Origin of the sequence: Pseudomonas kermanshahensis (assembly GCF_014269205.2) — a bacterium.
GTDB lineage: Bacteria > Pseudomonadota > Gammaproteobacteria > Pseudomonadales > Pseudomonadaceae > Aquipseudomonas > Aquipseudomonas kermanshahensis.
The window spans coordinates 2,730,196-2,754,416 of the sequence record NZ_JABWRY020000001.1 but is presented as its reverse complement, the minus strand read 5'-3'; the positions used below and the strand labels follow the sequence as shown (position 1 = coordinate 2,754,416).

24 protein-coding genes are annotated in these 24,221 nt (G+C 62.5%); 15 read left to right on the top strand and 9 right to left on the bottom strand.

Translation table 11 applies throughout. The features are described from left to right. Position 1: 1 nt before the first annotated feature. From HU764_RS12665 to HU764_RS12650, 4 genes are all read right to left on the bottom strand, one after another. The gene (locus HU764_RS12665; RefSeq protein ID WP_186702891.1) at positions 2-1,321 is read right to left on the bottom strand and encodes an LLM class flavin-dependent oxidoreductase; all 1,320 of its coding nucleotides are present in this window, start codon (positions 1,319-1,321) and stop codon (positions 2-4) included. 50 nt (positions 1,322-1,371) lie between these two features. Continuing rightward, positions 1,372-3,810 carry a TonB-dependent receptor plug domain-containing protein gene (locus HU764_RS12660; RefSeq protein WP_186681606.1) on the bottom strand — a complete coding sequence of 813 codons (2,439 nt, stop codon included), beginning with the start codon at positions 3,808-3,810 and terminating at the stop codon, positions 1,372-1,374. Between the two features lie 175 nt (positions 3,811-3,985). After that, entirely contained in the window at positions 3,986-4,954 is a 969-nt protein-coding gene (locus HU764_RS12655) for an ABC transporter substrate-binding protein (protein ID WP_186681603.1), read from the bottom strand. 10 nt (positions 4,955-4,964) lie between these two features. Further along, on the bottom strand, positions 4,965-5,789 hold the full coding sequence (locus HU764_RS12650; protein WP_186702890.1) for a class II aldolase/adducin family protein: 825 nt from the start codon (positions 5,787-5,789) through the stop codon (positions 4,965-4,967). Between the two features lie 501 nt (positions 5,790-6,290). On the opposite strand from HU764_RS12650, the gene codB reads away from it, so the two are divergent. The 5 genes from codB to HU764_RS12625 all read left to right on the top strand — a co-directional run bounded on the left by codB (position 6,291) and on the right by HU764_RS12625 (position 11,479). After that, on the top strand, positions 6,291-7,556 hold the full coding sequence (gene codB, locus HU764_RS12645) for a cytosine permease (protein ID WP_186702889.1): 1,266 nt from the start codon (positions 6,291-6,293) through the stop codon (positions 7,554-7,556). Continuing rightward, positions 7,553-8,770 (top strand): PucR family transcriptional regulator ligand-binding domain-containing protein, encoded by a 1,218-nt coding sequence (locus HU764_RS12640; protein ID WP_186702888.1) that lies wholly within the window; start codon positions 7,553-7,555, stop codon positions 8,768-8,770. Before codB ends, HU764_RS12640 begins: the two co-directional genes overlap by 4 nt. A 4-nt stretch (positions 8,771-8,774) precedes the next feature. Then, complete coding sequence (gene codA / locus HU764_RS12635; RefSeq protein WP_186681594.1) at positions 8,775-10,016, top strand: cytosine deaminase; 1,242 nt, start codon at positions 8,775-8,777, stop codon at positions 10,014-10,016. Between the two features lie 232 nt (positions 10,017-10,248). Further along, positions 10,249-11,241, top strand: coding sequence for a DNA-binding protein (locus HU764_RS12630; protein ID WP_186702887.1), 993 nt, complete (start codon positions 10,249-10,251; stop codon positions 11,239-11,241). 67 nt (positions 11,242-11,308) lie between these two features. Beyond that, entirely contained in the window at positions 11,309-11,479 is a 171-nt protein-coding gene (locus HU764_RS12625; protein ID WP_172961362.1) for a DUF6021 family protein, read from the top strand. A 37-nt stretch (positions 11,480-11,516) separates the two neighbouring features. Here HU764_RS12625 and HU764_RS12620 read toward each other — a convergent pair whose 3' ends face one another. Together HU764_RS12620 and HU764_RS12615 are read right to left on the bottom strand one after the other, a co-directional pair. Continuing rightward, positions 11,517-11,768, bottom strand: a complete 252-nt coding sequence (locus HU764_RS12620) for a hypothetical protein (RefSeq protein ID WP_099454096.1) — start codon at positions 11,766-11,768, stop codon at positions 11,517-11,519. A gap of 8 nt (positions 11,769-11,776) precedes the next feature. Continuing rightward, positions 11,777-12,277 carry a DUF4142 domain-containing protein gene (locus tag HU764_RS12615; RefSeq protein WP_099454097.1) on the bottom strand — a complete coding sequence of 167 codons (501 nt, stop codon included), beginning with the start codon at positions 12,275-12,277 and terminating at the stop codon, positions 11,777-11,779. Between the two features lie 167 nt (positions 12,278-12,444). Between HU764_RS12615 and HU764_RS12610 the strand changes: the two genes are divergently transcribed. From HU764_RS12610 to HU764_RS12600, 3 genes are read left to right on the top strand one after another with little or no spacing between them, the layout of a single operon-like run. Next, entirely contained in the window at positions 12,445-12,687 is a 243-nt protein-coding gene (locus HU764_RS12610) for a hypothetical protein (RefSeq protein ID WP_186702886.1), read from the top strand. Then, positions 12,684-13,478: an exodeoxyribonuclease III gene (xth, locus tag HU764_RS12605; RefSeq protein ID WP_186702885.1), complete on the top strand. Its 795-nt coding sequence runs from the start codon at positions 12,684-12,686 to the stop codon at positions 13,476-13,478. Before HU764_RS12610 ends, xth begins: the two co-directional genes overlap by 4 nt. 43 nt (positions 13,479-13,521) lie before the next feature. Then, positions 13,522-15,090 carry a sensor domain-containing diguanylate cyclase gene (locus HU764_RS12600; RefSeq protein WP_186702884.1) on the top strand — a complete coding sequence of 523 codons (1,569 nt, stop codon included), beginning with the start codon at positions 13,522-13,524 and terminating at the stop codon, positions 15,088-15,090. A 33-nt stretch (positions 15,091-15,123) separates the two neighbouring features. Here the strand turns inward: HU764_RS12600 and HU764_RS12595 are convergent, their stop codons facing one another. Both HU764_RS12595 and HU764_RS12590 read right to left on the bottom strand, forming a co-directional pair. Next, on the bottom strand, positions 15,124-15,630 hold the full coding sequence (locus HU764_RS12595) for a GNAT family N-acetyltransferase (protein WP_186681585.1): 507 nt from the start codon (positions 15,628-15,630) through the stop codon (positions 15,124-15,126). A 34-nt stretch (positions 15,631-15,664) separates the two neighbouring features. Then, positions 15,665-16,378: an MgtC/SapB family protein gene (locus tag HU764_RS12590; RefSeq protein ID WP_099429372.1), complete on the bottom strand. Its 714-nt coding sequence runs from the start codon at positions 16,376-16,378 to the stop codon at positions 15,665-15,667. Between the two features lie 414 nt (positions 16,379-16,792). Between HU764_RS12590 and HU764_RS12585 the strand changes: the two genes are divergently transcribed. Further along, a complete protein-coding gene (locus HU764_RS12585; RefSeq protein WP_186681583.1) occupies positions 16,793-17,260 on the top strand; it encodes a sterol desaturase family protein in 468 nt (155 codons plus the stop codon). A gap of 12 nt (positions 17,261-17,272) precedes the next feature. Here the strand turns inward: HU764_RS12585 and HU764_RS12580 are convergent, their stop codons facing one another. Next, a complete protein-coding gene (locus tag HU764_RS12580) occupies positions 17,273-18,172 on the bottom strand; it encodes a bile acid:sodium symporter family protein (RefSeq protein WP_027593198.1) in 900 nt (299 codons plus the stop codon). A 197-nt stretch (positions 18,173-18,369) separates the two neighbouring features. Here HU764_RS12580 and HU764_RS12575 point away from each other — a divergent pair, with 197 nt between their 5' ends. The 6 genes from HU764_RS12575 (at position 18,370) to HU764_RS12550 (ending at position 24,221) form a co-directional block, all read left to right on the top strand. Further along, on the top strand, positions 18,370-19,251 hold the full coding sequence (locus tag HU764_RS12575) for a Dyp-type peroxidase (protein ID WP_186681581.1): 882 nt from the start codon (positions 18,370-18,372) through the stop codon (positions 19,249-19,251). Between the two features lie 88 nt (positions 19,252-19,339). Beyond that, positions 19,340-20,248: an aldo/keto reductase gene (locus HU764_RS12570; RefSeq protein ID WP_186681579.1), complete on the top strand. Its 909-nt coding sequence runs from the start codon at positions 19,340-19,342 to the stop codon at positions 20,246-20,248. Positions 20,249-20,252: 4 nt separating this feature from the next. Next, positions 20,253-21,536 carry an NTP/NDP exchange transporter gene (locus tag HU764_RS12565; RefSeq protein WP_186681577.1) on the top strand — a complete coding sequence of 428 codons (1,284 nt, stop codon included), beginning with the start codon at positions 20,253-20,255 and terminating at the stop codon, positions 21,534-21,536. Positions 21,537-21,696: 160 nt separating this feature from the next. Beyond that, positions 21,697-21,879: a con-10 family general stress protein gene (locus HU764_RS12560; protein WP_099454107.1), complete on the top strand. Its 183-nt coding sequence runs from the start codon at positions 21,697-21,699 to the stop codon at positions 21,877-21,879. A 54-nt stretch (positions 21,880-21,933) separates the two neighbouring features. Next, positions 21,934-23,268 (top strand): iron-containing redox enzyme family protein, encoded by a 1,335-nt coding sequence (locus tag HU764_RS12555; RefSeq protein ID WP_186702883.1) that lies wholly within the window; start codon positions 21,934-21,936, stop codon positions 23,266-23,268. After that, the gene (locus tag HU764_RS12550; RefSeq protein WP_186702882.1) at positions 23,268-24,221 is read left to right on the top strand and encodes a methyltransferase; all 954 of its coding nucleotides are present in this window, start codon (positions 23,268-23,270) and stop codon (positions 24,219-24,221) included. Before HU764_RS12555 ends, HU764_RS12550 begins: the two co-directional genes overlap by 1 nt.

Below are 24,221 nucleotides of genomic sequence, written 5' to 3'. Positions count from 1 at the left end.
CTTAAAAGAAGCGGTTGGCGCGGTAAGGCAGGCCTAGGTTTTGCCGCAGGGTGGTGCCGGCGTATTCGCGCTGGAACAGGCCGCGGCGTTGCAGCTCTGGGATCACGCCATCTACGAAGTCATCGATGGCTGAGTGCAGGCCGCTGAACATGATGTTGAAGCCATCGGCGGCGCCGGCTTCGTACCAGGCCTGCAGGTCGTCGGCGATGCTCTGCGGGGTGCCGATCAGGATGCGATGGCCGCCGGAGGTGAGTTGGTTGAACAGTTGACGCACGGTCGGCCGCTCGCGGCGGATCAGGTCGAACACCAGCTTTTGCCGGCTCTGGTGGGTGTTGGTGGTGAAAGTCTCTGGGGGCAGGGGCACTGCTTCGTCGAAGGGCAACTCCGAGAGGTCGTAGCCGAGGCTGGCGAAACGCGAGATGGAACTGAGAAAGGCTTTGGGCTCCAGCAGTTCTTGCTGGCGGTCGTACTTGGCCTGGGCTTCAGCCTGTGTCTTGCCCACTACCGGCGAGACGCCCGGCAACACTTTCAGTGCATCGGCACGGCGCCCAAAACCGGCGGCGGCCTGCTTGGTCTCCTGGTAGAACGCCTGGCCTTGGGCAATGGTGTGCTGGGCGGTGAAGATCAATTCGCCAACCCGCGCTGCCAGCCGCTTGCCAGCCACAGAAGCGCCGGCTTGGGCGACCACCGGGTGACCTTGCGGCGATCGCGCCACGTTGAGCGGCCCGCGCACCTGGAAGTGCTCGCCCTGATGCTCGAGCACATGCAGTTTGTCGATGTCCAGCCAGGTACCAGTGGCCTTGTCCTGGACAAACGCATCGTCGGCCCAGCTGTCCCACAGGCCGCTGACCACGTCGTAGAACTCTTCGGCACGGGCGTAGCGGTCATCGTGTTCGACGTGCTCCTGGCGGTTGAAGTTTTCGCCGCCGCCCAGCGACGTCACCAGGTTCCAGCCGGCTCGGCCTCCGCTCAGGTGGTCCAGTGCAGCGTATTTGCGGGCGATGTTGTAGGGCTCGTTATAAGTACTGCTGGCCGTGGCGATCAGGCCGATATGGCGGGTGCTGGCGGCCAGCGCCGGGGCAAGGATCAAAGGGTCCCAACGCACGCTGTTGGGGCCACGCTGCAGGGCCAGGTCGAGTTTGACGTCGAGGGTGTCGTTGAAAAAAAGCGCGTGAAACCGCCCGGCTTCCAGCTTGCGGGCAATGTATTGGTAATGCTCCAGGCTCTTGAAGGTATCGAGCGGTGCCTCCGGTAGGCGCCAGGCGCTGCCGCTGAGGGTGCCGGGGATGAACGCGCCGAGTATGAACGGGCCGTGGCTCATGGTGTTTCTCCTGGCGCCCGCCACACACGGCGGGCGCTGTGTAGGTAGGGTCAGAAGTTGTAGGCGATGCGCGTGTACCAGAAGCCGCCGTAAGGGTCGAACGGCGAAATGGCACCGAACTTGGGGAAGCCATTGGTATCGCCGGCGGGGTAGCCGTTGTTGTCGGCACGCACGTCGAACAGGTTGTTGGCACCCACGGCGACATCGAAGTGGTCGGTCAGGGCGTAGGCGACTTCCAGGTCAGTCAGCCACTTGGCGCCGTAGGTCACGTCATAATCGGGGTTGGCGTCGCGGGCGATGACTTTGTCGTAGCGGGTCAGGCCGGCGTTGATGGTGAAGCGCTCGATCTGCCAGTTGGCGCTGAGCATCAGCTTGGTCTTGGGGTTGGCCACGGTCAGGTAACCCTGGGCGACGCGGTCGAACAGTTCGAGGTTGTTGCCTGCGGCGCGCAGCGATGCCGGTGTCTGCTTGATGTCGTCGATGATGGTCTTGTTGTAGTTGACCCCCAGGCCGTACTTGACCCGGCCAAAGCGCCCATAGTCGACGCGGTAGTCGGCCACCAGGTCGACGCCACGGGTGGTGGTGTCAGCTGCGTTGGTGAAGTACTTGACGCGGTAGCCTGGCTTGTAGCCGTTGGCGACCAGTTGCTGATCGACGCCGTTGCCATAAAGAAAGCCCGTCAATGCAATGCGGTCGCGGATTTCGATCTGGTAGGCATCCAGGGTCACGCTGGCCTGCGGCAAGGGTTGCCAGGTCAGGCCGAGGCTGATGTTGCGTGACTTTTCCGGGCTGAGGTCTTCGGCGCCCAGGGCTTTGGCCAACGGCGAATCAACCCGCACGGTCTTGGCTTCGACGAACTGCGCCACACCGTCGACGGTGGTGTACTGGTTGGCGGTCTGGGCGTAGACCGACTGCGACAGCGACGGGGCGCGAAAGCCGTTGCTGAGGGTGCCGCGCAGGGCAAAGGTTGGGGTGAAGTCGTACCGTGCGGAAAACTTGCCGCTGCGGGTATTGCCGCTGCTGTCATCGTATTTTTCGAAGCGCGCGGCCACGCCGAGCCAGAGTTTTTCCGTCGGGGTCAGGCCCAGGTCGAGGTAGCTGGCGTAGCTGTTGCGGCTGAGTTGGCCTTCATCTTCCGGGGTCAGGGTAATGGCGCCTTGGGCGCCCACCGCTGCCGGTTGGCCTGCCAAGGGGCCGCTGGGGTAGAAGTAGCCGCCGTTGATGTACGAGAGCGGGTCGTCGGACTCGGTCTTGTAACGTTCGTGGCGGTGTTCCAGGCCCCAGGAAACCTGCAAGGGCTTGGCCAAGCCAACCTCGAAGGCGCGGGTCAGGTCGAGGTTGTTGGTCCACTGGTCGAAGGTATTGGTATAGGTGTCGAAGCGGGTCGGGCTGGTCGGGCCGAGCGAGGCGTTGAGGGTCTCGTCGGCACCGGCTTGGCCTTTGTCGCGGCCGAAGGTGGAGCTCAGGTCCCAGTGCCATTCGGCGAACTCACCCTTGCCACCGGCGGCTGCCTGGTAGTCGGTTTCTTCCAGGGTGTAGAAGGGGGCGGTGCCGTCCGGGTAGATCTCGGGGATGATGTTGGTGGAATTGGGCCGGCGGTAGTTTTGCCCGCCGCGGGCATCACGCTTGCTGAAGGTCGAGAAGGAATACAGGGTCAGCGCGTCGCTCACCGGCAGTTCGGCGTTATACGACAGGTTGATGGCCTTGATCTTGGGCAGGCCGTTTTTTTGCACTTCGCGGTCGGCGGTGTCGTTGCGGGGGTCGCCGGCGAAATACAGGTTGCCGGTGGCGGCGCGTGAGCGGGTGGCGGTCTGGACCGACTTGGCGTCCAACGCATAGTTTAAGAAGCCGCCGTTGTCGCCCAGGGCCAGGCCCTGGTTGAGGGTTTGGCGCAGGTTACCGCCGTCGCCGTCCTCATAGTATTGGCCGTACTGGGTGCTGGCCGATCCGCCGTTGTCGCGCTGCTTGAGGATGATGTTGATCACCCCGGCGATGGCGTCGGAGCCGTACTGCGCCGAGGCGCCGTCGCGCAGTACTTCGACGTGGTCGATGGCACTGATGGGGATCATGTCCAGGTCCACCGGGTTGGTCCCGTAGGCGGCGGTGGAGTCGAGGTTGATCACTGCGCTGTTGTGGCGGCGCTTGCCGTTGACCAGCACCAGTACGTTGGAGCCATTAAGCCCGCGCAAGCTATAGGGGCGGGCGATGCTGTCATTGGACGAACCGGAAGGGCGCTGGGAAAACGATGGCAGCGTTTTCTGCAGGGCACCGCGCAGGCTGGACTCGCCGGTTTGCTCCAGTTGCTTGCTGTCGATGACGTCGATCGGTGCCGGGCTGCTGGTGACGGTACGCACTTCGCTGCCCCGCGAGCCGGTGACGATCACCGTGTCGAGGGCGGCATCATCCTCCGCTGCCATGGCCAGGGGGGTGAGCAGGTAGCCAGCGAATACGGCGGGTGCCAGCGTTAAAGAGGTAAACACAGACTTCATGACTGTTCCTTGGGTTCGATTGGCAGATCAGGCCCTGGATGTGCGATCGAACGGGCTCTCATAAGGTGTTTCACGCAGTGCAGGCGCAGCCTGGCCCGCAGGAGGTCCGTTGCTCCCGTGGCTAGGTGCCTGTGAATCGTCCGGCGCGCGCCGGTGCGGGGTGCCGCGCGGGTCTCTAGCCGCTGAGCAAGGGGGTGAAGCGGTCGTCCCAGAAGCCCCGCACATCCAGTGCCTGGCGAATCAACCCACTGTCGTGGAACAGGTCGGCGATGTGTTGCTGGGCAACGATGTCTGCCTCGCTGACGGGCAATAGCCGACAGGGCTGCTGACGTTGCGCGAACTGTTGCAAATAGAGGTCGCTGGAAATCCCGGTAAGGGCATGGTTACGTGCAGCCCATTCATGGGGGTTGTGCTCGACCCAGTCCCAAGTGGCTTTTTCGCGCTGCAAAAAGTCGCGAATGGCGGCCTGTTTGCCCGGCTGCTGCAACGCCTGGGCGGTGGTTGCAATCAGGTAGTTGCCGCAGTGATAGGGGCTGGCGTCGGCCAGCGCCATGCCATCCATGGCCGTCTGCGCTTGCAGGGCACCGATACCGCCGGCGACGATGGCGTCCAGGTGGCCGTTTTGAAATGCCACCAGCGCATCCCGGGCAGGCATGGGCCTGGCCTGGATATCGGCAAGGGTCAGGCCGTTGTCGCGCAGCAGGTTGAGCATCAGGTAGTGGGTGTCGGTGGCGCGGACGAAGCTCACGCGCTTGCCCTTGAGGTCAGCGATGGAGGCGATGCCGCTGCTGCGTTTGACGATCACACTGCTGCGGTTCTGCTCGCCTTGGTAGCTGGCGATCAACACCAGCGGGTTACCGGCCACGCTGGCGAACAGGGGTAGCACCGGGCTCATGAAGGCGTAGTCGAGGCTGTTGCTGGCAAAGGCCTCCAGCACCATGGCGCCCCCGGGCACGTCTACCCAGTGCAGCGGGTAGGGTGTTTGCGCTTGCCCCGCGTCGGCGAGAAAACTCGCGGCCTGGCCCTTGTAGCGCCAAACCCGCAAGGCTTCATTGGCGCGTACCAGGGCGGGGGCCAAGCCTACGGCCAGCCCGGCAATGGCGCTGTGGCGTAGCAAGGTGCGGCGGCTGATGCTGATTGCCATGGGGTGCGCCTCAGTCCAACAGGTCGGGTTGTTGCTGGACGATGCGGTCCCACAGCGGCAGGAAGTTTAGCCAACCGAACAGCTCGCGCTGGGCAGGGTCGACTTGGGCTTCGTCAAGGTCCGGGATACGCGGTTGGCCGGCAGCGTAAGCCAGCAGGTGGGCGCGGGCGCTGTCGTCGGCGAGGATGAAGCGCCAGGCGGCGCTTTCCACAGTCTGGCCCGTGGTCCACAGGCCGTGGTTCTGCCAGACCAGCAGGTTGTTGTCGGCGAAGGTTTCGACGAAGGCTTGTGCCACTTGGTCGCGGTTTTGCAGCAGGCCGCCTTCCGGCGTGCGCAGGGCGTGGCGGTCGAACAGCACCTGCTCACCGGCGAAGGCAGACGACTCTGCAGTGATTGGCTGGAACAAGCGCCCCAGCGCTGACCAGACCCGCCCATGGAAGCCATGCAGGTGCGCAATACCCACCACGTCAGGCCGGGCGCGTTGCAACGCGTAATGCAGCTCAAGGGCGCTGGTATTAAGCAGGCCGTCACCTTCGACCACCTGGCCTTCGCCGTTTACCCGCAGCAGGTCACGGGTGCGGATGTGCGAGAACGGCACCCCTAGAGGGTTGATCCAGTAGTGGTCGGTCTCGATCGGGTCGCGTGCCGTAAAATGGCCGGCCAGGCCTACTTCAAAGCCCAGTTCGGCGAACAGCCGATAGGACGCTGCAAGGCGCTGCTTGCGGTGCAGGCGCTCGGCGAGCGGGTCGCTTAACGTGGGCGCAGCGGTGATTTGCAGGCGATGGTCGAGGTTGGGCAGGCGGGCGACACTGTGGCGCGCAGCAGGTTGGCTCATGGCAGTACCTCACGGAGGAAATGATCGTTTGCCGATCATCCGTTCTGCCATGTCCGCCGTTTCAAGGGCAGGGCTCGCAGGGGGATGAATCGGGGCCTCCACCATGCGAGGGGTCGGGTCTGAAGGGACTGTAGCAAGGGGGTAGGGGCGGGAAGAAATACTGTTTTGATCTATTTTTATTATTATTTTTACGAATAAAAAATAGCGATGATATTTGAATAATGCATGTAAGGCGTGTGCTTGCCCGTGACGCGGGGCCTTACGGGCAAAGCCCTGGCTGAAGCATGGGTGAAAACTACTCAACGCTGTTCACCTTTGGTGCGTAAATGCCTCAAATCAAGGCAGCTGGCACACATCATCTCGACTCATTCGATGCTTAAATGTGCAGAGTGCACAGTATTGTCTGTGCTGTTCGCCCGTTGCGCTTCGGTTTCCATCCCTTGTAAAACCGGCCCGCATATTGCTCTTCCTGCTCCCGTCTACCACCCGGAGCCCCGTGCAATGAGCTCACCAACCGAATTCCCGCTTTGCGAAGCCCCGCAGTCGTCCCGCAAGGGCCTGCTACCGATAGCCATGGTGCTGTTCAGTTTCACGTTCTTCACTGGCACGATGTTCGCCGGTGGCAAATTGGGCATGGCCTTCAACTTCGTCGACATGCTGTGGGTTGCCACGGTCGGCAACACGCTGTTGGCGTTATACGCCGCAACCCTCGCGTTCATCGCGTCACGCAGTGGGCTGAACACCGTGTTGATGGGCCGCTTCTGCTTCGGTGAAGCGGGCAGCCGACTCTCCGACTTCTTGCTGGGGTTCGCTGAACTGGGCTGGTACGCCTGGGGCACCGCGACCGTGGCGATCGTGCTGGTCAAATTGTTGGGCCTGGCGAGCGGCTTCACTGTGCCGCTGATGGTGCTGTTCGGCCTGGGCTTCAGTATTACGGCCATTATCGGCTTCAAAGGGCTGGACCTGTTGTCGCGGGTATCAGTGCCCTTGATGTTCGTGCTGTTGCTGGTGTCGATGTACATCGCCACCCACGATGCCGGTGGCTTTGCTGGCCTTGCCGCGGTGGTGCCACACGAGACCATGACTTTTTCGGCGGCCGTGACCATGGTTTTCGGCACCTTCGCCAGTGGCGCCACCCAGGCCACCAACTGGACACGCCTGGCACGCAGCGGGCGGGTGGCGGTGGTTGCCAGCATCGTTGCGTTTCTGCTGGGCAACGGCCTGATGGTGGTTGCCGGTGCCTGGTGCGCGATGGTGTATCAGCAGGCCGACATCGTCGAGGTGATGATGCTGCAGGGCCTGTCGTTCGCGGCGGTGGTGATGCTCTGCCTGAACCTTTGGACCATCCAGGGCCCGACCATCTACAACGTGTCGGCAGCTGCCTGCCACCTGCTGCGCAGTGAGCGGCGGCGGACCGCGACGCTGGTGGCGGCAGGGGTGGGCATTGTGCTGGCGATCGGCGGCATGTACGAATTGCTGATTCCGTTTTTTGTGCTGTTGGGGTCGGTCATCCCGCCAGTAGGTGGGGTGATCATGGCCGATTTCTGGTATCGCCACCGTGGCCAGTATCCCGCATTGGCCACAGCCACCCTGCCGCGTTACAACCTGAGGGGGCTTTGTGCCTATGCCGTCGGCGCGGTACTGGCGTATGCCTCGCCCTGGGTTGCGCCGTTGGTAGGTATTGCTGCCTCGGCGCTGTGCTACATCCTCTTGCTTGAACTGAGCGGCCGGCGCCGGGTGGTGGGCGAGGCCGGTGTCGAGCCGTGAGCCTGGCACTGGAAGACATTCTGCACCTGCCTGGCTTGCAGGAGATGACCGTGCGCGCAGGCGCACGCAACCTGCAGCGTCGGGTGCGCTGGCCTTACGTCGCAGAGAACGAGGGCATCGCCGAGTGGGTGATGGGCGGCGAACTGGTGTTCGTCACCGGCATCAACCACCCGCGTGGCGAGGCCAACCTGCTGAGCCTGGTGGAAGACGGCGAGGCCGAGGGTATTGCCGGCTTGGTGATCCTCACTGGCGGCACTTTCATCCAGGCAATCCCGCCAGCGGTGGTTGCCCGCGCCGAGCAACTGGGCTTGCCGTTGATTGAGCAGCCCTATGCGCTGAAAATGGTCGTGGTCACCCACCTGATCGGCACGGCCCTGGTGCAGATGACCCAGGTGCGCCGCTCGCGCAACGACATCCTCGGGCAGCTGTTGACCGGCGACTACCCAAGCCTGGCCATCGCCCGGCAACGGGCAACGCACCTGGCCCTGGCGCTGGACGAGCCGCGACGCCTGCTGGCGCTGCGTTTGTCGGGCGTCGATGGCGTATTCGAGCGCCATGGGCTGGCCCAAGGCGAGCGCTTGTGGCAAGGCATTCGCCAAGCCCTTGAAGACCAGCTGGAGGCCTGGTGCCGCAGCCGGCCGGGCAGCGTGACGGCCCACTTGCCGGGTGACCTGTTCGTACTGTTGCTGCCCGATGCACCGGGCTTGCCTGCTACGCTGGCCGCGCTGCACCGGCAATTGGCGGGCGTGGCAGGGGAGTTGGGCCTCTATATGGGGCTGTCGAGCCTCGCGGAAGATTGCGCGCACTACCGCCGCGCGCTCAACGAGGCCCGCCAGGCCCTGGAAGTGGCGCAAAACCTGCGTCCCGCCAATGGCTATTGCGATTTCAGCGAGCTGGGCGTGCTGCGCCTGCTGCAAGGGATCGTCGATCGGTCGTTGATCGACGACTTCGTCGCCCAGACACTAGGGCCGCTGATCGCGCCCGGCCGCAAGCACCCGAATACACTGGTGCATACCCTTGATGCCCTGCTCAAGGAAAACGGCAACGGCCTGAAAGCCGCGCAACGCCTGGGGCTGCACCGCAATACCATCAATCAGCGCATTCAACGCATCGAACACCTGAGTGGGCAGTCGCTGGACGACCCGCTTTTCCGTATGAATGCTTCGGTCGCCATGCTGGTGTGGCGCATGACCGAAGCCCAAGGCAAGGAGTAACGCCATGAACATCATCAACGCAAAACTGCGAGGCAAGGCTGGCCTGTTTCGCATCGAACTGAACGGTGACCGCATCGCCAGCATCACGCCACAGGGCGACCCGGTGGCGCCAGGCGGCGCTGATGACCTGGATGCCAAACAGAACCTGGTGGTTGCTCCCTTTGTCGAGCCGCACATTCACCTGGATGCCACCCTGACGGCCGGCGAGCCGAAGTGGAACATGAGCGGCACGTTGTTCGAAGGCATCGAACGCTGGGCCGAGCGCAAGGAAATCACCACCCACGAAGACATCAAGGGCCGCGCCAAGAAGACCATCAACATGCTGGTGGACCACGGTATCCAGCATGTGCGCACCCATGTCGACGTCACCGACCCCAAGCTCACTGCCCTTAAGGCCATGGTCGAAGTGCGTGAGGAGGTGCGCCATTTGGTCGACCTGCAGATCGTCGCCTTCCCGCAGGAGGGCATCGAGTCGTATGCCAACGGGCGGGCGCTGATGACCGAAGCCGTGGCCATCGGCGCCGACGTGGTCGGCGGTATTCCGCATTTCGAAAACACCCGCGACCAGGGCGTGTCGTCGGTCAAGTTCCTGATGGACCTGGCCGAGCGAACCGGCTGCCTGGTGGACGTGCACTGCGACGAAACCGACGACCCGCAGTCGCGCTTTCTCGAAGTGCTGGCCGAAGAAGCGCGGGTGCGCGACATGGGCGCCCGGGTCACGGCCAGCCATACCGTGGCCATGGGCTCCTACGACAACGCCTACTGCTACAAGCTGTTCCGTTTGCTCAAGTTGTCGGGCATCAACTTCGTCTCGTGCCCGACCGAGAGCATTCACCTGCAAGGGCGCTTCGACAGCTACCCCAAGCGCCGCGGCGTGACCCGCGTGGCGGAGATCGACCGGGCGGGCATGAACGTGTGCTTTGGCCAGGACTCGATCGTCGACCCGTGGTACCCGTTGGGCAATGGCAACATCTTGCGCATTCTTGAAGCCGGGCTGCACATCTGCCACATGCTCGGCTACGAAGACTTGCAACGCTGCCTGGACCTGATCACCGACAACAGCGCCCGCACGCTCAACCTGGGGGAGCGTTATGGCATCGAGGTGGGGCGGCCGGCGAACCTGCTGCTGCTGTCGGCGCCGGATGATTACGAGATGGTGCGCAGCCAGGGGCATGCGCTGGTGTCGGTGCGCAACGGCAAGGTGCTGATGCGGCGTACGCCGGCGCAGGTCGAACGCCTGGCCTGACACCGCTGCACGCTGCAAACGCAACGCCCCGCTGGCTTTTGCCAGGCGGGGCGTTTTGCTTTCTGCGCTTCGTGTACGCGTTTCCCAGTCAAAAACCGCTTATTCAGCCCTTCACATGCGATAAGCCGTGATTATTCCATGTTAGATATCACTTGAATTAGAGGTGATGAACGGTCAAAATTAGTACGTAATTACATATTACGTATTCCAGTACAAAATCGTAGGAGCACGCATGGCCCGGGGCGGTATCAACAAGGTGGTAGTGCAGCAAGCGCGTCAGGCGCTGATCGCCCGCGGGGAGAACCCCAGCATCGATGCGGTACGTATTGAGCTGGGCAACACCGGCTCGAAAAGCACGATTCATCGCTACCTGAAGGAGCTCAATGGCCAGCAAACCGTGGCCACGGCGGGCGCCCCTGGGTTGAGCGACACGCTTGGGCGTTTTGTCGGGCAGTTGGCAACACAGCTACAGGAAGAGGCGGATATACGCATCGAAGAGGCCGAAAGCGTTTTCACCCAGCAACGCGAACAGCTCGAAGCACAATTGCAGCTGGCCCAAGAAGCGCTGGCTGCGGCGCATCAACAGCAAAAGATCCAGGACGCGGCACTGGCTGCCGAATCGGAGAAACTGCTGTCCACGCAAAGCACCTTGCAGGCTGAGCAACTGCGCAGTGCCAGCCTCAATCAGTCATTGGGCGAGTTGCAGTTGCGCCTGAACGACAAGGAAGAGCAGGTGCGGTCACTCGAAGACAAGCATCGCCACGCCCGAGATGCCCTGGAGCACTACCGCAGCGCCAGCCGCGAACAGCGCGAGCAGGACCAGCGCCGCCACGAGGCGCAACTGCAACAGTTGCAAGTTGAAGTACGGCAACTGCAGCAGGGCATGATGGTCAAGCAGGACGAACTGACCCGCCTGCACCGTGATAACGAGCGCTTGCTCGGCGAGCATCGCCAGGCCACCAACGAACGCAAGGCACGTGACGAACTGCTTGAACAGCGGGACGCGCAGATTCAGGGCCTGCGAACGATTTTGGCTCAAGCCCAAGGGGCGACCGAGGAAATGCGGCGGCAGTTGGATGTGCAAACGCAAAACCTGGAAGACAAGCGCGAACTGTATGCCGAACAGGTGCGCCAAGTGCAGCGTCTGCAGGATGAGCTGCTAGAGCGCGATGAGGCGCTGAAGGCGGTTCGCTCGCAATTGAGCGAAGCCACTCAAGCAAAATGAGCTACTGATAAATCAAACTTCCTCGGGCTGATGCTTTCTTCCGTATACATTCACAGGAGAAAGTGCCATGCCAACGCCTGGAAAGCAGCACACACAGCAAGAGGGGCCTCATTCTTCCGATCACGGTGACAAACAGGAAGACCTGGGGTTCGACCCGGACTCACCAGACTTGGAAGACCCGCAGGTTGACCCGCAAGGCCCGGCTATCGCTCCGCGTGACGTCGAGAAAGATAAATGAGAGAAGGGGCCGCTGAGCGGCCCCGCATTCACGTTGGCTAGCGCGCCAATTGCTTCGCGGCTTCTACCCCCGAAGCGGACAGCTTTATCGGATACTGCAGGCTAATGCGGTGATCACCGTCTATGGCAACGGCGCCATCGTGAATCAATCCGTGGTCCTGGAGTGTCTTCAACATGCCGGCCACCGCTTTTTCACCGCGGTAGTTGTCCAGCACCTCCTTGCCCAACCCCTCGGGGTGGGCATGCAGCAGACGGGTCAACACTTCCGAGCGCAATGCATCATTACTCATATCTGGCCTCACTTACCGTGCTTGGCCTGAAGTGCCTTGGCATGCTCCAGGTGCTGTTCGAGTTTAGGCAGCGTAGCGCTGGCGAATGCCTTCAGTTCAGCCTTATCGGACGATGCCGCTTCTTTCTTGAACAGTTCGACGGCCTTCTCATGGGCATCGACCTGGTTGTTGATATAAGACTTGTCGAAGGATTCATCACGCCATTCCAAGATCATCTTCTTGACCTTGTCGGTCAGCGCTGCTTCATCCGGGACAGAAATATCGAGTTTACGGGCAATGTCGCCAAGCTTCTGGTTGGCCTGGGTATGGTCAGTCACCATCTGCTGTGCGAATGATTTGATGTCGGCGCTCTGGCTTTTCTCTTTGGCCAGGTTGCCTGTCACCACCTCCGCAATACCCGCTTCGGTGGCCGCGTCAACGAAATCATCGGAACTCGCTGCCATCGCATGCACAGAGGCCAGGCCCAATGCTATCGACAACCCGATGCGCTTGATCAATAAATTGCTCATGCTTCACTCCTTAACCGTTGGCGCGACTTCAGTGTCGCTTACAGTTGAGCGCTCGCAGGCGGCAAAGGTTTAAAGAGTTTGCCGGCCGGCTCCTTTTCTCAGTGAGGTTGAACGCTGGCGCAGGGCAAGGCTCACACATTCAAAGCGGGTAGCGAGGAGCCACGCACATGAGCATTGAACGCAGCATTCCTGAGTTGCAGGCTTGGTACGCCCAGTATGACGATGTCAGTTACCAGCGCGAGTCACCGGATGCCTATCATCATGAACTGGTGCGCACGGCCGAAGCCCTGCGTGATGACGGCGCCATCGACTGGGATGACTGGTTGCAGCTCAAGGCCATGGCCGACCAGGCACACATCAACGCGCTCGAAGATGCAGTACAGGCGCATATCGACGACCCTGACGCATGAAAGCGCTGAAGATCGCCACCTTCAATATCAACGGTATTCGCAGCCGATTGCCGGCATTGATCGCCTGGCTAGAGCGAGAGAAGCCTGACATCGCCTGCCTGCAAGAGCTGAAAGCGCCCGACCAGCAGTTCCCGCGTGAAGCGCTAGAAACGGTGGGTTACGGGTGTTTGTACCAAGGGCAGCCTTCGTGGAACGGCGTTGCTATTCTCGCGCGTGGCAGTGAGCCACTCGAAGTGCGCCGCGGCCTACCCGGCATGGAGGATGACGCCCAGAGCCGCTACCTGGAGGCAGCGGTGCAGGGGCTGATCATCGGCTGCCTCTACCTGCCCAACGGCAACCCGCAACCCGGGCCTAAGTTCGACTACAAACTGCGCTGGTTCCACTGCCTGATCGACCATGCGGCCAGTTTGCAAAAGAGCGGGCACCCGGCAGTGTTAGCCGGCGATTTCAACGTCGTCCCCACCGATTTCGACATCTATAACCCGCGCTCCTGGCTCAAGGACGCGTTGCTGCAACCTGAGACCCGCGATTGCTACCAGCGTTTGCTCAACCAGGGCTGGACAGATGCGCTGCGCCACCTGCACCCTGACGAGCGGGTTTATACCTTCTGGGACTATTTTCGCAATCACTGGCAGCGTAACGCCGGGCTGCGCATCGACCATGTGATGCTCAACCCTGAACTTGCGCCTTACCTAAAGGCTGCAGGCGTGGACGCCTGGGTACGCAACGAACCCAAGGCCAGCGACCATGCACCGGTGTGGATCGAGCTGGCTTCGCGTAAGCAGCGCTGAACTATAGTCATAAGCGGCGAACGCGAGACAACAAGGGAATAGGATGTGCGCAGCCAGGAAACAGGATGACGATGGGCACCTCGCGGTAGCGGGCGAGGGCCGCGCTGTGGCGTTGTTCCGCCAGGTCCTGGCGTTCATGGTGGTGGTGATGCTGGCCTTCGTGATGGTAGAAGGCTGGCGAATCTGGCGTGATTACCGTCACGCGTTCAGCAATGCCGAAAACATGGTGACCAACCTGGCTCGGGCGACGGCGCAACACGCCGAGGACGCCATTCGCCAAGTGGATGTCGTCAGCGCGTCCTTGGCCGAGCGCCTGGAGGGCGATGGTTTCGAGCATATGAACCGCCCGCGCCTGCAGGCATTGCTTGCGCGGCAAAAAGCGCTCATGCCGCAGTTGCACGGGCTGTTCGTGTATGGCGCGGATGGCCGCTGGCTGGTTACCGACCAGGCGACCCTACCGCCCAACCTCAACAATGCTGACCGCGACTATTTCGTTTACCACCGCAATCATCGCGACCGGCAGGTACGCATCGGTTCGGTGGTGCGAAGCCGCTCGACTGGCGACTTGATCATCCCCATCTCGCGGCGCCTGGAGTACCCCGACGGGCATTTTGCCGGGGTGCTGTTGGGCACGATCAAAGTGGACTGGTTCGTGCGCTATTACGGCGATTTCAAGATCGACGAGCGTGGCGCGCTGGTGCTGGCCAAACGTGACGGCACGATTCTGGTCCGTCGCCCGTTCGTTTCGAGGGTCGTTGGGCGCACATTGGCCAACAGCGAAGTCTTTCGCAACCACTTGCCCTATGCCGATGAAGGGCTGGTCGAGGCAGTCGCGGTAGTCGATGGCACGCCTCGCCTATATGCCTACCGGGCGCTGTCGAGTTACCCGTTGGTGGTAGAGGCTGGCCTGTCGCGGGAATCCATAGTGGCGCCCTGGCGGCACGACGCGATCAAATCAGTGGCTGTGCTGTTGCTGTTGTTAGTGGGGTTGGCAGCGTTCGGCGGGGTAGTGTTGCGCCAACTGCGCGAACGCATTGTGATAGAGCGCGCCTTGCACCAGGCGCACCAGACGCTGAAATCCCTGGCCATGACCGACAGCCTGACTGGGCTTGGCAACCGCCGGCGGCTGGATGCAGTGTTCGAGCCCGAGGTGCGGCGGGCTCGACGGCAAGGTTACCCAGTAGCGCTGGTGATGCTCGACCTCGACTACTTCAAGGCTTACAACGACCGTTACGGGCACCTTGCCGGCGACGAGTGCCTGCGGCGTTTCGCCGAGCTGCTGCAACAGGCGTTGAAGCGCCCGGCAGACCTGGCGGTGCGCTTCGGTGGCGAGGAGTTCACGCTATTGATGCCCGACACCGATGGGCCGGGCGCCGAGCTTATCGTGCAGGAAATACAGCAGGTGTTGCGCCGCCATGTGATCGAGCACGGCGGCAGCCCATTGGGGCGGGTGTCATTCAGTGCCGGCATTGCCATCGGCGACCCGGCTCGGCAAGCCATAACGCCCGAGCGCCTGATGGCGGCGGCAGATAGCGCGTTGTACCAGGCCAAGGGGCAGGGGCGGGACGGTTACTGCGTGGCTAACAATGCCTCGGCAGGTGTAGACCCATGATCGCCCATCAAGGGTGAGCACGGCAGGCGCTGTTCAATCGATGCTCATGCGCATTGCACAACGCCCGACAAGCCCATGGGCATGCTCGTTGGCCAGAATGTCCCGCAGCCGCGTGCACAACAGGCCTTCATCAATAGCCTCGAACCCATAGCGTGCATAGAAAGGTGCATTCCAGGGCACGTCGACAAAGGTGGTCAAGGTCAGTTCTCGAACGCCGGCGGCTTGCGCCGCATCGACCAGTTGATTCAGCAGCAGGCGCCCGATCCCTTGCCCTTGAGCCTCCCGGCGCACGGAAACTTCATGAATGTGCAATGCCTGTTGCTCCCGCCGTGCGCACACAAAGCCTAGGATCTGCCCGGCGTCACCCTCCGCCAGCCAGCTTGCGCCTGCATCGACGAATCCTTGATGCGCTGTGCTGTCCAGCACATCGCCTTGTGCCAGCCACGCCAGCGCCGGCAGTTGGGCGAAGGCCTGGGCGGCTGAACGCTCGACCTCGGCCAGCCAGGGGATGTCGCGGGTGAGGGTAGGGCGTATATGCACAGTCGGGTCCTGCAAACCGTGGGATGGGTGGGCGTCAGTCTGCCGCCACCTCTTGTGGCTGCAACTGCCAGCGCACCGAGCTTACACCTTTTTCCAGGCTCACCCGGCTGACCAGCCGTTCCAGCTGCGCCGGTGCCTGCGGGTTGCCCAGCAGTTCGGCGCGTACTTCGAGGCGCGCCGGGTTGGGCAGGTCCTCGCTGTGCAGCGATTGCAGGCGCAGCTCCGGGTCGCCCAGGCTGTGCAGCATCAGGCTGCGAACCTGGATTTCATCCTCGGCACGGCACACAACACGCACTTCGAAGCGTTGCTCCACTTCAGTGGCCGGGACGATGTCCTGGCGGTCCAGGCGCTGGGCGATGTCGCGCAGCAGGATGTTGGCGCACAACACGGCCAAGCTGCCCAGTGTCGCTTCCAGCAGCAGCCCAAGGCTGCACAATACGCCAACGGCGGCCGTGCACCACAGCGTGGCGGCAGTGTTCAGGCCGCGCACGTTGAAACCGTCGCGCATGATCACGCCGCCCCCGAGAAAGCCGATCCCCGACACCACATAAGCGGCCACGCGCGAGGCGTCGTTGGGGGCCATGCCCGGCACAGCCTGGGTCATCAGTACGAAAAGGCAAGCGCCGGTACTGACCAGCGCATTGGTACGCAAGCCAGTGAGGCGTTGACGCAGTTGACGCTCGGCGCCGATCAGGGCACCCAGCAGCAGGGCGATGCTGACACGCAGCAGAAAGACTTTCCAATCCATAGCAAACCTCTTCCACGGGCACACGCCCGCATGAACGCCATCTGGTGTTGGCGTGGTTGAATAACCAGAAAATGCGCAGGACCACAGAAGGGAAGAAAAGAGGAAGCTGCAGCCACGGGGGCTGAAGAAATCCACCATCAAGCCATGACGGCGAGACAGTGGCAGGGCACTGCCGGACTAGCTCGCCAAGTGGGCCTGTCGCAAGCGACTGGGGCTACTGTCCAATGCAGGACTCCTGTTTGGGGATGCGAAATTGCGTCGCGGACCTTACGCCCCGAGATAGGCGAGGTCAAGGGTAAAAACATGACAAGGGCTTCATCAGGAAAGTGCCTACAGCCCGTCACGCCTGCATGGAAAAATAGGCGGGTAGTCGGTAACCTTGCGCCTTCCCTTGCGATCACCCGGACCCGTTACATGCTGTTCAATCTCGCCGTGCTGCTCGGCACACTGGTGGCCATGGAGGGTGTCGGCACACTGGCGCACAAGTACATCATGCATGGCTGGGGCTGGTGGCTGCACCGCTCGCACCATGAGCCACACCTGGGCATGCTCGAGACCAATGACGTTTACCTGCTTGCGCTGGGGCTGATCGCCGCCGGCCTGGTGGCGCTGGGTAAAGCCGGGTACGCCCCCTTGCAGTGGGTGGGTGGGGGCGTGGCGGGGTACGGCCTGTTGTATGTGCTGGCTCACGACGGCTTCTTTCATCGTCACTGGCCCAAAAAACCGCGGCCAGTCAGCCGCTACCTCAAGCGCCTGCATCGTGCCCATCGGCTTCACCATGCGGTCAAAGGCCGGCAAGGCAGCGTGTCGTTCGGCTTTTTCTACGCTCCGCCCCTTGCAGTGCTCAAGCGCCAGTTGCGCGACCGACGCGAGCGGCCCTGACCGTCACGGCGCTCAGTTGACCGCGTTGCCCTCAGCCTCAACGGTTTCTGCCACGTGCCCGCGGCTCACCCACCAGCCAAACCCTGCCGCCGTGAAGAACATGATCAGGCTGTACAGCGCCGCCGGCACCGCCATGGTGGCGTTGTTCAGCAACGAAGGGCTCAAGGCCAGCGCGATCGCCAGGGTACCGTTGTGGATGCCGATTTCCATGCCGATGGCGATGGCCTGGCGCTTGGGAATCTTCAACAGCCGGGGCACCCAGTAGCCTACGGCCAGGCTCAGTACGTTGAACAACAGGGCAGCCAGGCCTACCACGGGGGCGTACTCGACCACCGTCTGCCAGTCCTTGGCCAGCGCGAGGATGATGGTGAAGGCCAGAAACAGTGCCGCCACCAGCTTCATCGGTTTTTCCATGCGTGCGGCAAAGCGCGGGGCAAAGTGGCGGATCAACATGCCCAGCGCCACCGGCAGGAGGACAATCGCGAACACCTGCAACACCTTGGCAAACTGCAGCGGGATGGCCTGGTCCGAGGCCATGAACCAGCCTAGCGACAGGTTCACCAGCAGCGGCATGGTGAGGATCGCAATCAACGAGTTGACCGCCGTCAAGGTGATGTTCAATGCCACATCGCCGTGGGCCAGGTGGCTGAACAGATTGGCCGTGGTCCCCCCCGGCGAGGCCGCCAGCAGCATCAGCCCCACCGCCAGGGCGGACTCCAGGCCAAAGCCGTTGGCGATCAGGAAGCACACCAGCGGCAGCAACAGGATCTGGCAGACCAGGCCAATCACCACAGGCTTGGGGTATTTCACCACACGGGCGAAATCGGCCAGGGTCAGCGACAGCCCGAGGCCGAGCATGATGATGCCCAGGGCCAGGGGCAGAAATGCGGTGAGCAGGGGCGAGGCAGTCATGAAGGGGCTCTCGGATCAGGGAGTCGCACAAAGGATTCCGAGGAGTGTAGGTGGCACTGCATTGATAGCTAATTGCAAAGCGCCACCTCTTGGTAACCTTTTGTTACCGAGTGCACCGTGCGCAGCGTCTGCATGCCGCGTTGCGATGGGCGTCCCGGCGCAGTAGCATGCGCGCTTTTACCGAGGATTAGCCTGTCATGCCGTTTCAGCAAGGTCTGCTTGCCACGCCGGTGCCGGCCCATGCCCGCCACCTGTTCTTCACGCTGCACTCGCCCGAAGCGCTGCCCGCCGCACTCGACGCCTTGCTGCCGCAGGTCGACGGCCAACAGTTGATCCTGGGCGTCGGCGCGCCCTTGGCCAAGGCCCTGGGCCGTGACGTGCCGGGTTTGCGTGCCTTCCCGCTGCTGGACGCCGCCGTGGAGAACCCCAGCACCCAGCACGCCTTGTGGCTGTGGCTGCGGGGTAACGAGCGTGGCGACCTGCTGCTGCGGGCCCAGGCCCTGGAACACGCGCTGGCACCGGCGTTGCGCCTGGCAGACAGCGTCGATGGCTTTTTGCACCGGGGTGGCCACGACCTGACCGGCTATGAAGACGGCACCGAGAACCCGGTGGACGAAGACGCCGTGCAAGCCGCCATCGTTGACGACGCGCCCCCTGGCCTCAACGGTTCCAGCTTTGCCGCGTTCCAACTGTGGAAGCATGACTTGGAGTACTTCAAGTCGCTGCCCCAGGCGGACCAGGACAACATCATCGGCCGCCGCCTCAGCGACAACGAAGAGCTTGACGACGCCCCGGCGTCCGCGCACGTCAAACGCACCGCCCAGGAAAGCTTCGAACCTGAGGCGTTCATGGTCCGTCGCTCGGTCGCCTGGGCTGACGCCCGTGGTGCTGGCCTTGCCTTCGTGGCGCTGGGCCACAGCTTCGATGCCTTCGAAGTGCAACTGCGGCGCATGAGCGGCCTGGAAGACGGCATCATCGACGGCCTCTACCGTTTCAGCCGGCCACTGACCGGTGGTTATTACTGGTGCCCGCCGATGGGTGAAACCGGCCTGGACCTGCGCCTGCTGTTGCAGGCCTGATCGCTAACATCCAGATACAGAATCACTCGCCGAGGCGGGGTAGAGCGGCTAGCCTTGAAAGTTTCCGGTTCATGACGGGGGCTTTTCCATGTATGCACGTCGTGATGTCCTACGCGCCGGTGCAGCCTTGGGGTTGCTGGCCGCAAGCCCTTGGCTGCACGCAGGGGCGGCGAGTGGCCTGCTGACGCGCACTATCCCTTCCACCGGCGAGGCCTTGCCGGTCATCGGTGCCGGTACCTCTGGCAGTTTCGAGGTCGAGGCCGGCTCGCCTCAGTACCAGCAGCTCGGCGCGGTGCTCAAGGCCTTCTTCGAAGGTGGCGGCAGGGTCATCGACACCTCGCCCAACTACGGGGGGGCCGACAGCATTCTGGGCCAGTTGCTGGAAGAGGGCGGCTGGCACAAGCAGTGTTTTTTAGCCACCAAGATCGCCGCCGACAGCCAGGCCGACGCACAAGCGCAGTGGCAAAGCAGCCTGCGCAGCTTGCGCACCGACAAGGTCGACCTGCTGCAGATCCACAACCTGCGCGATTGGCAGACCCAACTGCCCTACGCCCGCGAACTCAAGCAGCAGGGCAAGACCCGCTACGTCGGCATCACCCATTACCTGAACAGCGGCCAGGATGAAGTGGCCAGGATCGTACGTAGCGAACCGCTCGACTTCATTCAAATCAACTACTCGGTCAACGCCCCACAGGCCGCGCGTGAGCTGCTGCCATTGTGCCAAGACAAGGGCGTCGCGGTGCTGATCAACCGGGCGTTCGATGACGGCCGGCTGTTTGCCCGGGTCAAGGACCAACCGTTGCCTGGCTGGGCGTCAGAAGTGGGCATCGGCAGCTGGGCACAGCTGTTTCTGAAGTTCGCCATCAGCCACCCGGCAGTGACCACGGTCATTCCCGCCACCAGCCGCCCTGATCGCCAGCTCGATCAGCTCAAGGCCGGGCATACGCCATTGCTCAGCCAGGCGCAGCAACAGGCGCTGATCGAACAGTTCGGCTGACACCATGCAAGGCTGGCGGCGGCGTCTGGACCAAGGGCTGAACATACAACCGGGCGAAGGGCCGGCGGTGGTTGCCGGCCTGTTGTTGTTCTACTTGCTGTTCACCGGCTACTTCATGCTGCGCCCGGTGCGCGAGACCATGGGTGTGGCCGGTGGCGTGGATAACCTGCAGTGGCTGTTCACCGGCACCTTCGTCGCCACCCTGGCATGCCTGCCGCTGTTCGGCTGGCTGGCATCCAAGGTGAGGCGGCGGCAAATCCTGCCCTGGACCTACGGGTTCTTCACCAGCAACCTGTTGCTGTTCGCGGTGCTGTTTGCCCAGGCCCCGGACGATGTATGGACTGCGCGCGCGTTCTATATCTGGCTGTCGGTGTTCAACTTGCTGACCATTTCACTGGCCTGGAGCGTGCTCGCGGACCTGTTTGCCACCGAACAAGGCAAACGGTTGTTTGGCCTGCTGGCAGCGGGTGCCAGCCTGGGCGGCCTCTGCGGGCCGATCCTGGGTACCTTGCTGGTGGGCCCGCTGGGGCATGAAGGCCTGCTGGTACTGGCCGGGCTATTTCTGCTAGGCAGCACCGGCGCTGCCCTGTTTTTGCAGCGCTGGCGAGACCGTCATCCGCTGCCGGCCCATCTGCAGCGCTCGACGTCCAAGCCGTTGGGTGGCAACCCGTTCGCGGGGGCTACTGCCGTGCTGCGCTCTCCTTATTTGTTGGGCATCGCGCTGTTCGTGGTGCTGCTGGCCAGTGTCAGCACGTTCCTGTACTTCGAACAGGCGCGTATTGTCAGCGAAACCTTCACCGACCGTACCCGGCAAACTCAAGTGTTCGGCCTGATCGACACCGTTGTCCAGGCCTTGGCGATACTCACGCAGGTGTTTCTGACCGGGCGCCTGGCGAAAAGGATGGGCGTGGGCGTATTGCTGGTGGCGGTGCCGTTGATGATGGCCGCAGGCTTTGTCTGGCTGGCAGTGGCCCCAGTGTTCGCCGCCTTCGTGGTGGTGATGGTGGTGCGTCGGGCCGGTGAATATGCGCTCGTCCGGCCGGGGCGGGAGATGCTCTTCACCGTGTTGTCGGCAGAAGACAAGTACAAAGCCAAGAACTTCATCGACACTGTGGTCTACCGCGGCGGTGACGCCCTCAGCGGTTGGCTCAAGCGGGCATTGGATGTGCTGGGGGAGCACCCGCAACTGGCGATGCTGATTGGCGCGGCCATTGCGTTGGGCTGGGCGGCAACAGGCGGCTGGCTGGGCCGTTGCCAAGTCAAGCTGGACCCGTCCGGCGCTGAGTAAAGCGCCGGAGCGCTTGGCGCGCCAAATAAGCAACCACTGCTTATTTAATGCCACCGGTCCGAACCTCTCGCAATAAAACGAATCCCTCGATATCGCCGAACTCCGAAGCTATGTACGGCAAAACGCCGTGCTTCCTGAAGTCATATGAGGTTTCACGACCATGGCTAACAAAGAGAACAGCCGCACCGGCACCCAGGGCAAGGAAGGCAGCCAAGGCGGCAGCAAGAACCCAGGCAACTTCGCCAACGACCGCGAGAAGGCTTCTGAAGCCGGACGCAAAGGCGGTCAGTCTTCGGGCGGCAACATGCCCAACGACACCAGCCGTAAAGGCGGCCGTTCGTAACTGAGGAATACGCAGTGCCGGGGCGACCTGGCACTGCATTCAGAGGAACACGGCATGACGGTGCTGACCCGCAAGACCGCTATACATGAAAGGTCTATGACCGCAAGCCATAGCCTGCAGCACAGGTACCAGAGCCTTTTGCAAGGTCACGACGGCACAAGCGCTGTGTGGCTTGATGAACAGATCACCCGCGTAGAGCAGCACCCCGACGACCTTCCGCCCAGCCCCTCACAGCTCCCTGCCTGGAGCGCGCAGCATGCCGCCGAGGTTGCCAAAGCCTATGCCGAATACTTACAGCAGCGACGCGAAGGGGGAGCACGCCGGTATTTCAGCAACCGCGCCCATGCGTTGTGGTTTCTGCAACAAATCGCGCCGACCAAAGCCGTGGATGGGGCGTGGCTGCACGGCACCCTCCAGCATTGGCAGGACCCGCGTTACCACGGGCTGATCCGCACTTACCTTGAAGAGCTGGGCAATGGCGATCCGCGTTGTAACCACGTGTTGATCTACCAACGGCTACTGAGCCGTCTTGGCTGCCTGGAACCGTCACATCTGGATGACAGTCGCTATCTGCAGGGCGCCGTGCAGCTCGCCCTTGGCGCGCACGGTGACGCTTTTTTACCCGAAGTACTGGGTTATAACCTGGGCTATGAGCAGCCGCCACTGCACCTGCTGATTACCACGTATGAATTGGCAGAGCTGGGTATCGATGGCCACTACTTCCAACTGCATGTGACCATTGATAACGCTGCCAGTGGCCATGCTCATCTGTCTATCCAGGCTTTACAACAGCTGTGCCCGGCAGAAGATCCGCAGACCTTCTATCAACGGGTGCGACGCGGTTACAGGCTTAACGAACTCGGAACGCCAGCGGCCACCCTGATCGGTGAATTCGACCTGCAGGCGCAGTTGTTCGCTGCCCTGGAGCGCAAGCGCCAGTATGGTCAATACATGCACTCCGACCACTGCCGCTTGCAAAAGCGCACCATCAATCAATGGTTGGCAGAACCGGGCGCCATGCCAGCTTTCGTCGATGCGCTGCAGGCCCAAGGCTGGATTCGGCGCGGAGAAAACCCAGTGCACAGCCGCTGGTGGGCACTGATCGATGGGCCTACTGCGCCCATGTTCGGGGTATTCACCGCGTACGAAAAGCAGTTGTGGCATGACTGGATCGCTGACAGCTGGCAAGCCAGCACGCGACGCGTGATGCCGGGCAGTTGGGACACGGGTTTGCCAGGTGAAAGCCTGCCCGATTTCAACCAGCAGACGGCCTCGCTGGATACCCTGGTAGAGCGCATGGCCGGCAATCGTCATGCATTGCCTGAGGGGTTGCTGGCCACTCAAGCTTTCGTGCGTGCAACCGGCCTGGCTCAAGAAGGATGCCATTGATGCTGCTTGAAACAGACCTGTCCCAGGCAGACCAGGTACTGCTGCAACTGGGCCAGCGCCTGCGTGCCGACGGCTACCGCTTTACCTGCGTCAGCCCGGCCACCCATGCCCGCAACAATGCCCGCGATGACGCCAGGCAGGCGACGAACGTGCGCGACGTGTTCGGCTGGAGCCGACCGTTTGCGCCTTCGCAGATGCCTGCCGACCAATTAGCCCCGTTGGAGCGCGCGCAAGTGCTGGAGCACCACGGCGGGCTGATGGCCAGCTCGGTGCGCTGGTCCACGCTGGATGACCTGCTGCTGGTCCATTCGGCTTACCCGACCCACGCCTGCGACGCAGTATTCTTCGGCCCCGACAGCTACCGCTTTGCCCAGGTCATCCACGATCACCTGCGGCACAGCCCGTGTCGGGTGGAGCATGCGGTCGACATCGGTTGCGGTACCGGCGTGGGCGCGTTGATCATCGCGCGCGCCGCTCAGCATGCGCAGGTCAGCGCGGTCGACATCAACCCGCTTGCGCTACGCTACACCACCATCAATGCCGCCTTGGCGGGTATCAACAACGTGTCGGTGGTGGCCAGTGACCTGCTCGACGGCCTAAGCGGCCGATTCGACTTGATCGTCGCCAATCCCCCTTACATGCTGGACCTCAGCGCGCGCACCTACCGCCACGGCGGTGGGGCGCTGGGCGAAGCGCTGTCGCTGCGTATCATCGAACAGGCTCTGGAGCGCCTGAGCCCTCGGGGCACCTTGTTGTTGTATACCGGTGTGGCGATCATCGAAGGCCGCGACCCGCTGCTTGAGGCTGTTCGTTTGCGCTTGGCGGGCCAGGCGTGGTCTTGGGTCTACCGGGAAATCGACCCTGATGTGTTCGGCGAGCAACTGGCCGAACCCGGCTATGAACACGTCGAGCGCATAGCCGCCGTAGCGCTTACTGTTACCCGCGACGGCTGA

Bases quoted from the DNA above. Each gene is read 5' to 3' on its own strand.
- HU764_RS12665 (WP_186702891.1), bottom strand. From the start codon at position 1,321: ATGAGCCACGGCCCGTTCATACTCGGCGCGTTCATCCCCGGCACCCTC.
- HU764_RS12660 (WP_186681606.1), bottom strand. From the start codon at position 3,810: ATGAAGTCTGTGTTTACCTCTTTAACGCTGGCACCCGCCGTATTCGCT.
- HU764_RS12655 (WP_186681603.1), bottom strand. From the start codon at position 4,954: ATGGCAATCAGCATCAGCCGCCGCACCTTGCTACGCCACAGCGCCATT.
- HU764_RS12650 (WP_186702890.1), bottom strand. From the start codon at position 5,789: ATGAGCCAACCTGCTGCGCGCCACAGTGTCGCCCGCCTGCCCAACCTC.
- codB (WP_186702889.1), top strand. From the start codon at position 6,291: ATGAGCTCACCAACCGAATTCCCGCTTTGCGAAGCCCCGCAGTCGTCC.
- codA (WP_186681594.1), top strand. From the start codon at position 8,775: ATGAACATCATCAACGCAAAACTGCGAGGCAAGGCTGGCCTGTTTCGC.
- HU764_RS12630 (WP_186702887.1), top strand. From the start codon at position 10,249: ATGGCCCGGGGCGGTATCAACAAGGTGGTAGTGCAGCAAGCGCGTCAG.
- HU764_RS12625 (WP_172961362.1), top strand. From the start codon at position 11,309: ATGCCAACGCCTGGAAAGCAGCACACACAGCAAGAGGGGCCTCATTCT.
- HU764_RS12620 (WP_099454096.1), bottom strand. From the start codon at position 11,768: ATGAGTAATGATGCATTGCGCTCGGAAGTGTTGACCCGTCTGCTGCAT.
- HU764_RS12615 (WP_099454097.1), bottom strand. From the start codon at position 12,277: ATGAGCAATTTATTGATCAAGCGCATCGGGTTGTCGATAGCATTGGGC.
- HU764_RS12610 (WP_186702886.1), top strand. From the start codon at position 12,445: ATGAGCATTGAACGCAGCATTCCTGAGTTGCAGGCTTGGTACGCCCAG.
- xth (WP_186702885.1), top strand. From the start codon at position 12,684: ATGAAAGCGCTGAAGATCGCCACCTTCAATATCAACGGTATTCGCAGC.
- HU764_RS12600 (WP_186702884.1), top strand. From the start codon at position 13,522: ATGTGCGCAGCCAGGAAACAGGATGACGATGGGCACCTCGCGGTAGCG.
- HU764_RS12590 (WP_099429372.1), bottom strand. From the start codon at position 16,378: ATGGATTGGAAAGTCTTTCTGCTGCGTGTCAGCATCGCCCTGCTGCTG.
- HU764_RS12585 (WP_186681583.1), top strand. From the start codon at position 16,793: ATGCTGTTCAATCTCGCCGTGCTGCTCGGCACACTGGTGGCCATGGAG.
- HU764_RS12580 (WP_027593198.1), bottom strand. From the start codon at position 18,172: ATGACTGCCTCGCCCCTGCTCACCGCATTTCTGCCCCTGGCCCTGGGC.
- HU764_RS12575 (WP_186681581.1), top strand. From the start codon at position 18,370: ATGCCGTTTCAGCAAGGTCTGCTTGCCACGCCGGTGCCGGCCCATGCC.
- HU764_RS12570 (WP_186681579.1), top strand. From the start codon at position 19,340: ATGTATGCACGTCGTGATGTCCTACGCGCCGGTGCAGCCTTGGGGTTG.
- HU764_RS12565 (WP_186681577.1), top strand. From the start codon at position 20,253: ATGCAAGGCTGGCGGCGGCGTCTGGACCAAGGGCTGAACATACAACCG.
- HU764_RS12560 (WP_099454107.1), top strand. From the start codon at position 21,697: ATGGCTAACAAAGAGAACAGCCGCACCGGCACCCAGGGCAAGGAAGGC.
- HU764_RS12555 (WP_186702883.1), top strand. From the start codon at position 21,934: ATGACGGTGCTGACCCGCAAGACCGCTATACATGAAAGGTCTATGACC.
- HU764_RS12550 (WP_186702882.1), top strand. From the start codon at position 23,268: ATGCTGCTTGAAACAGACCTGTCCCAGGCAGACCAGGTACTGCTGCAA.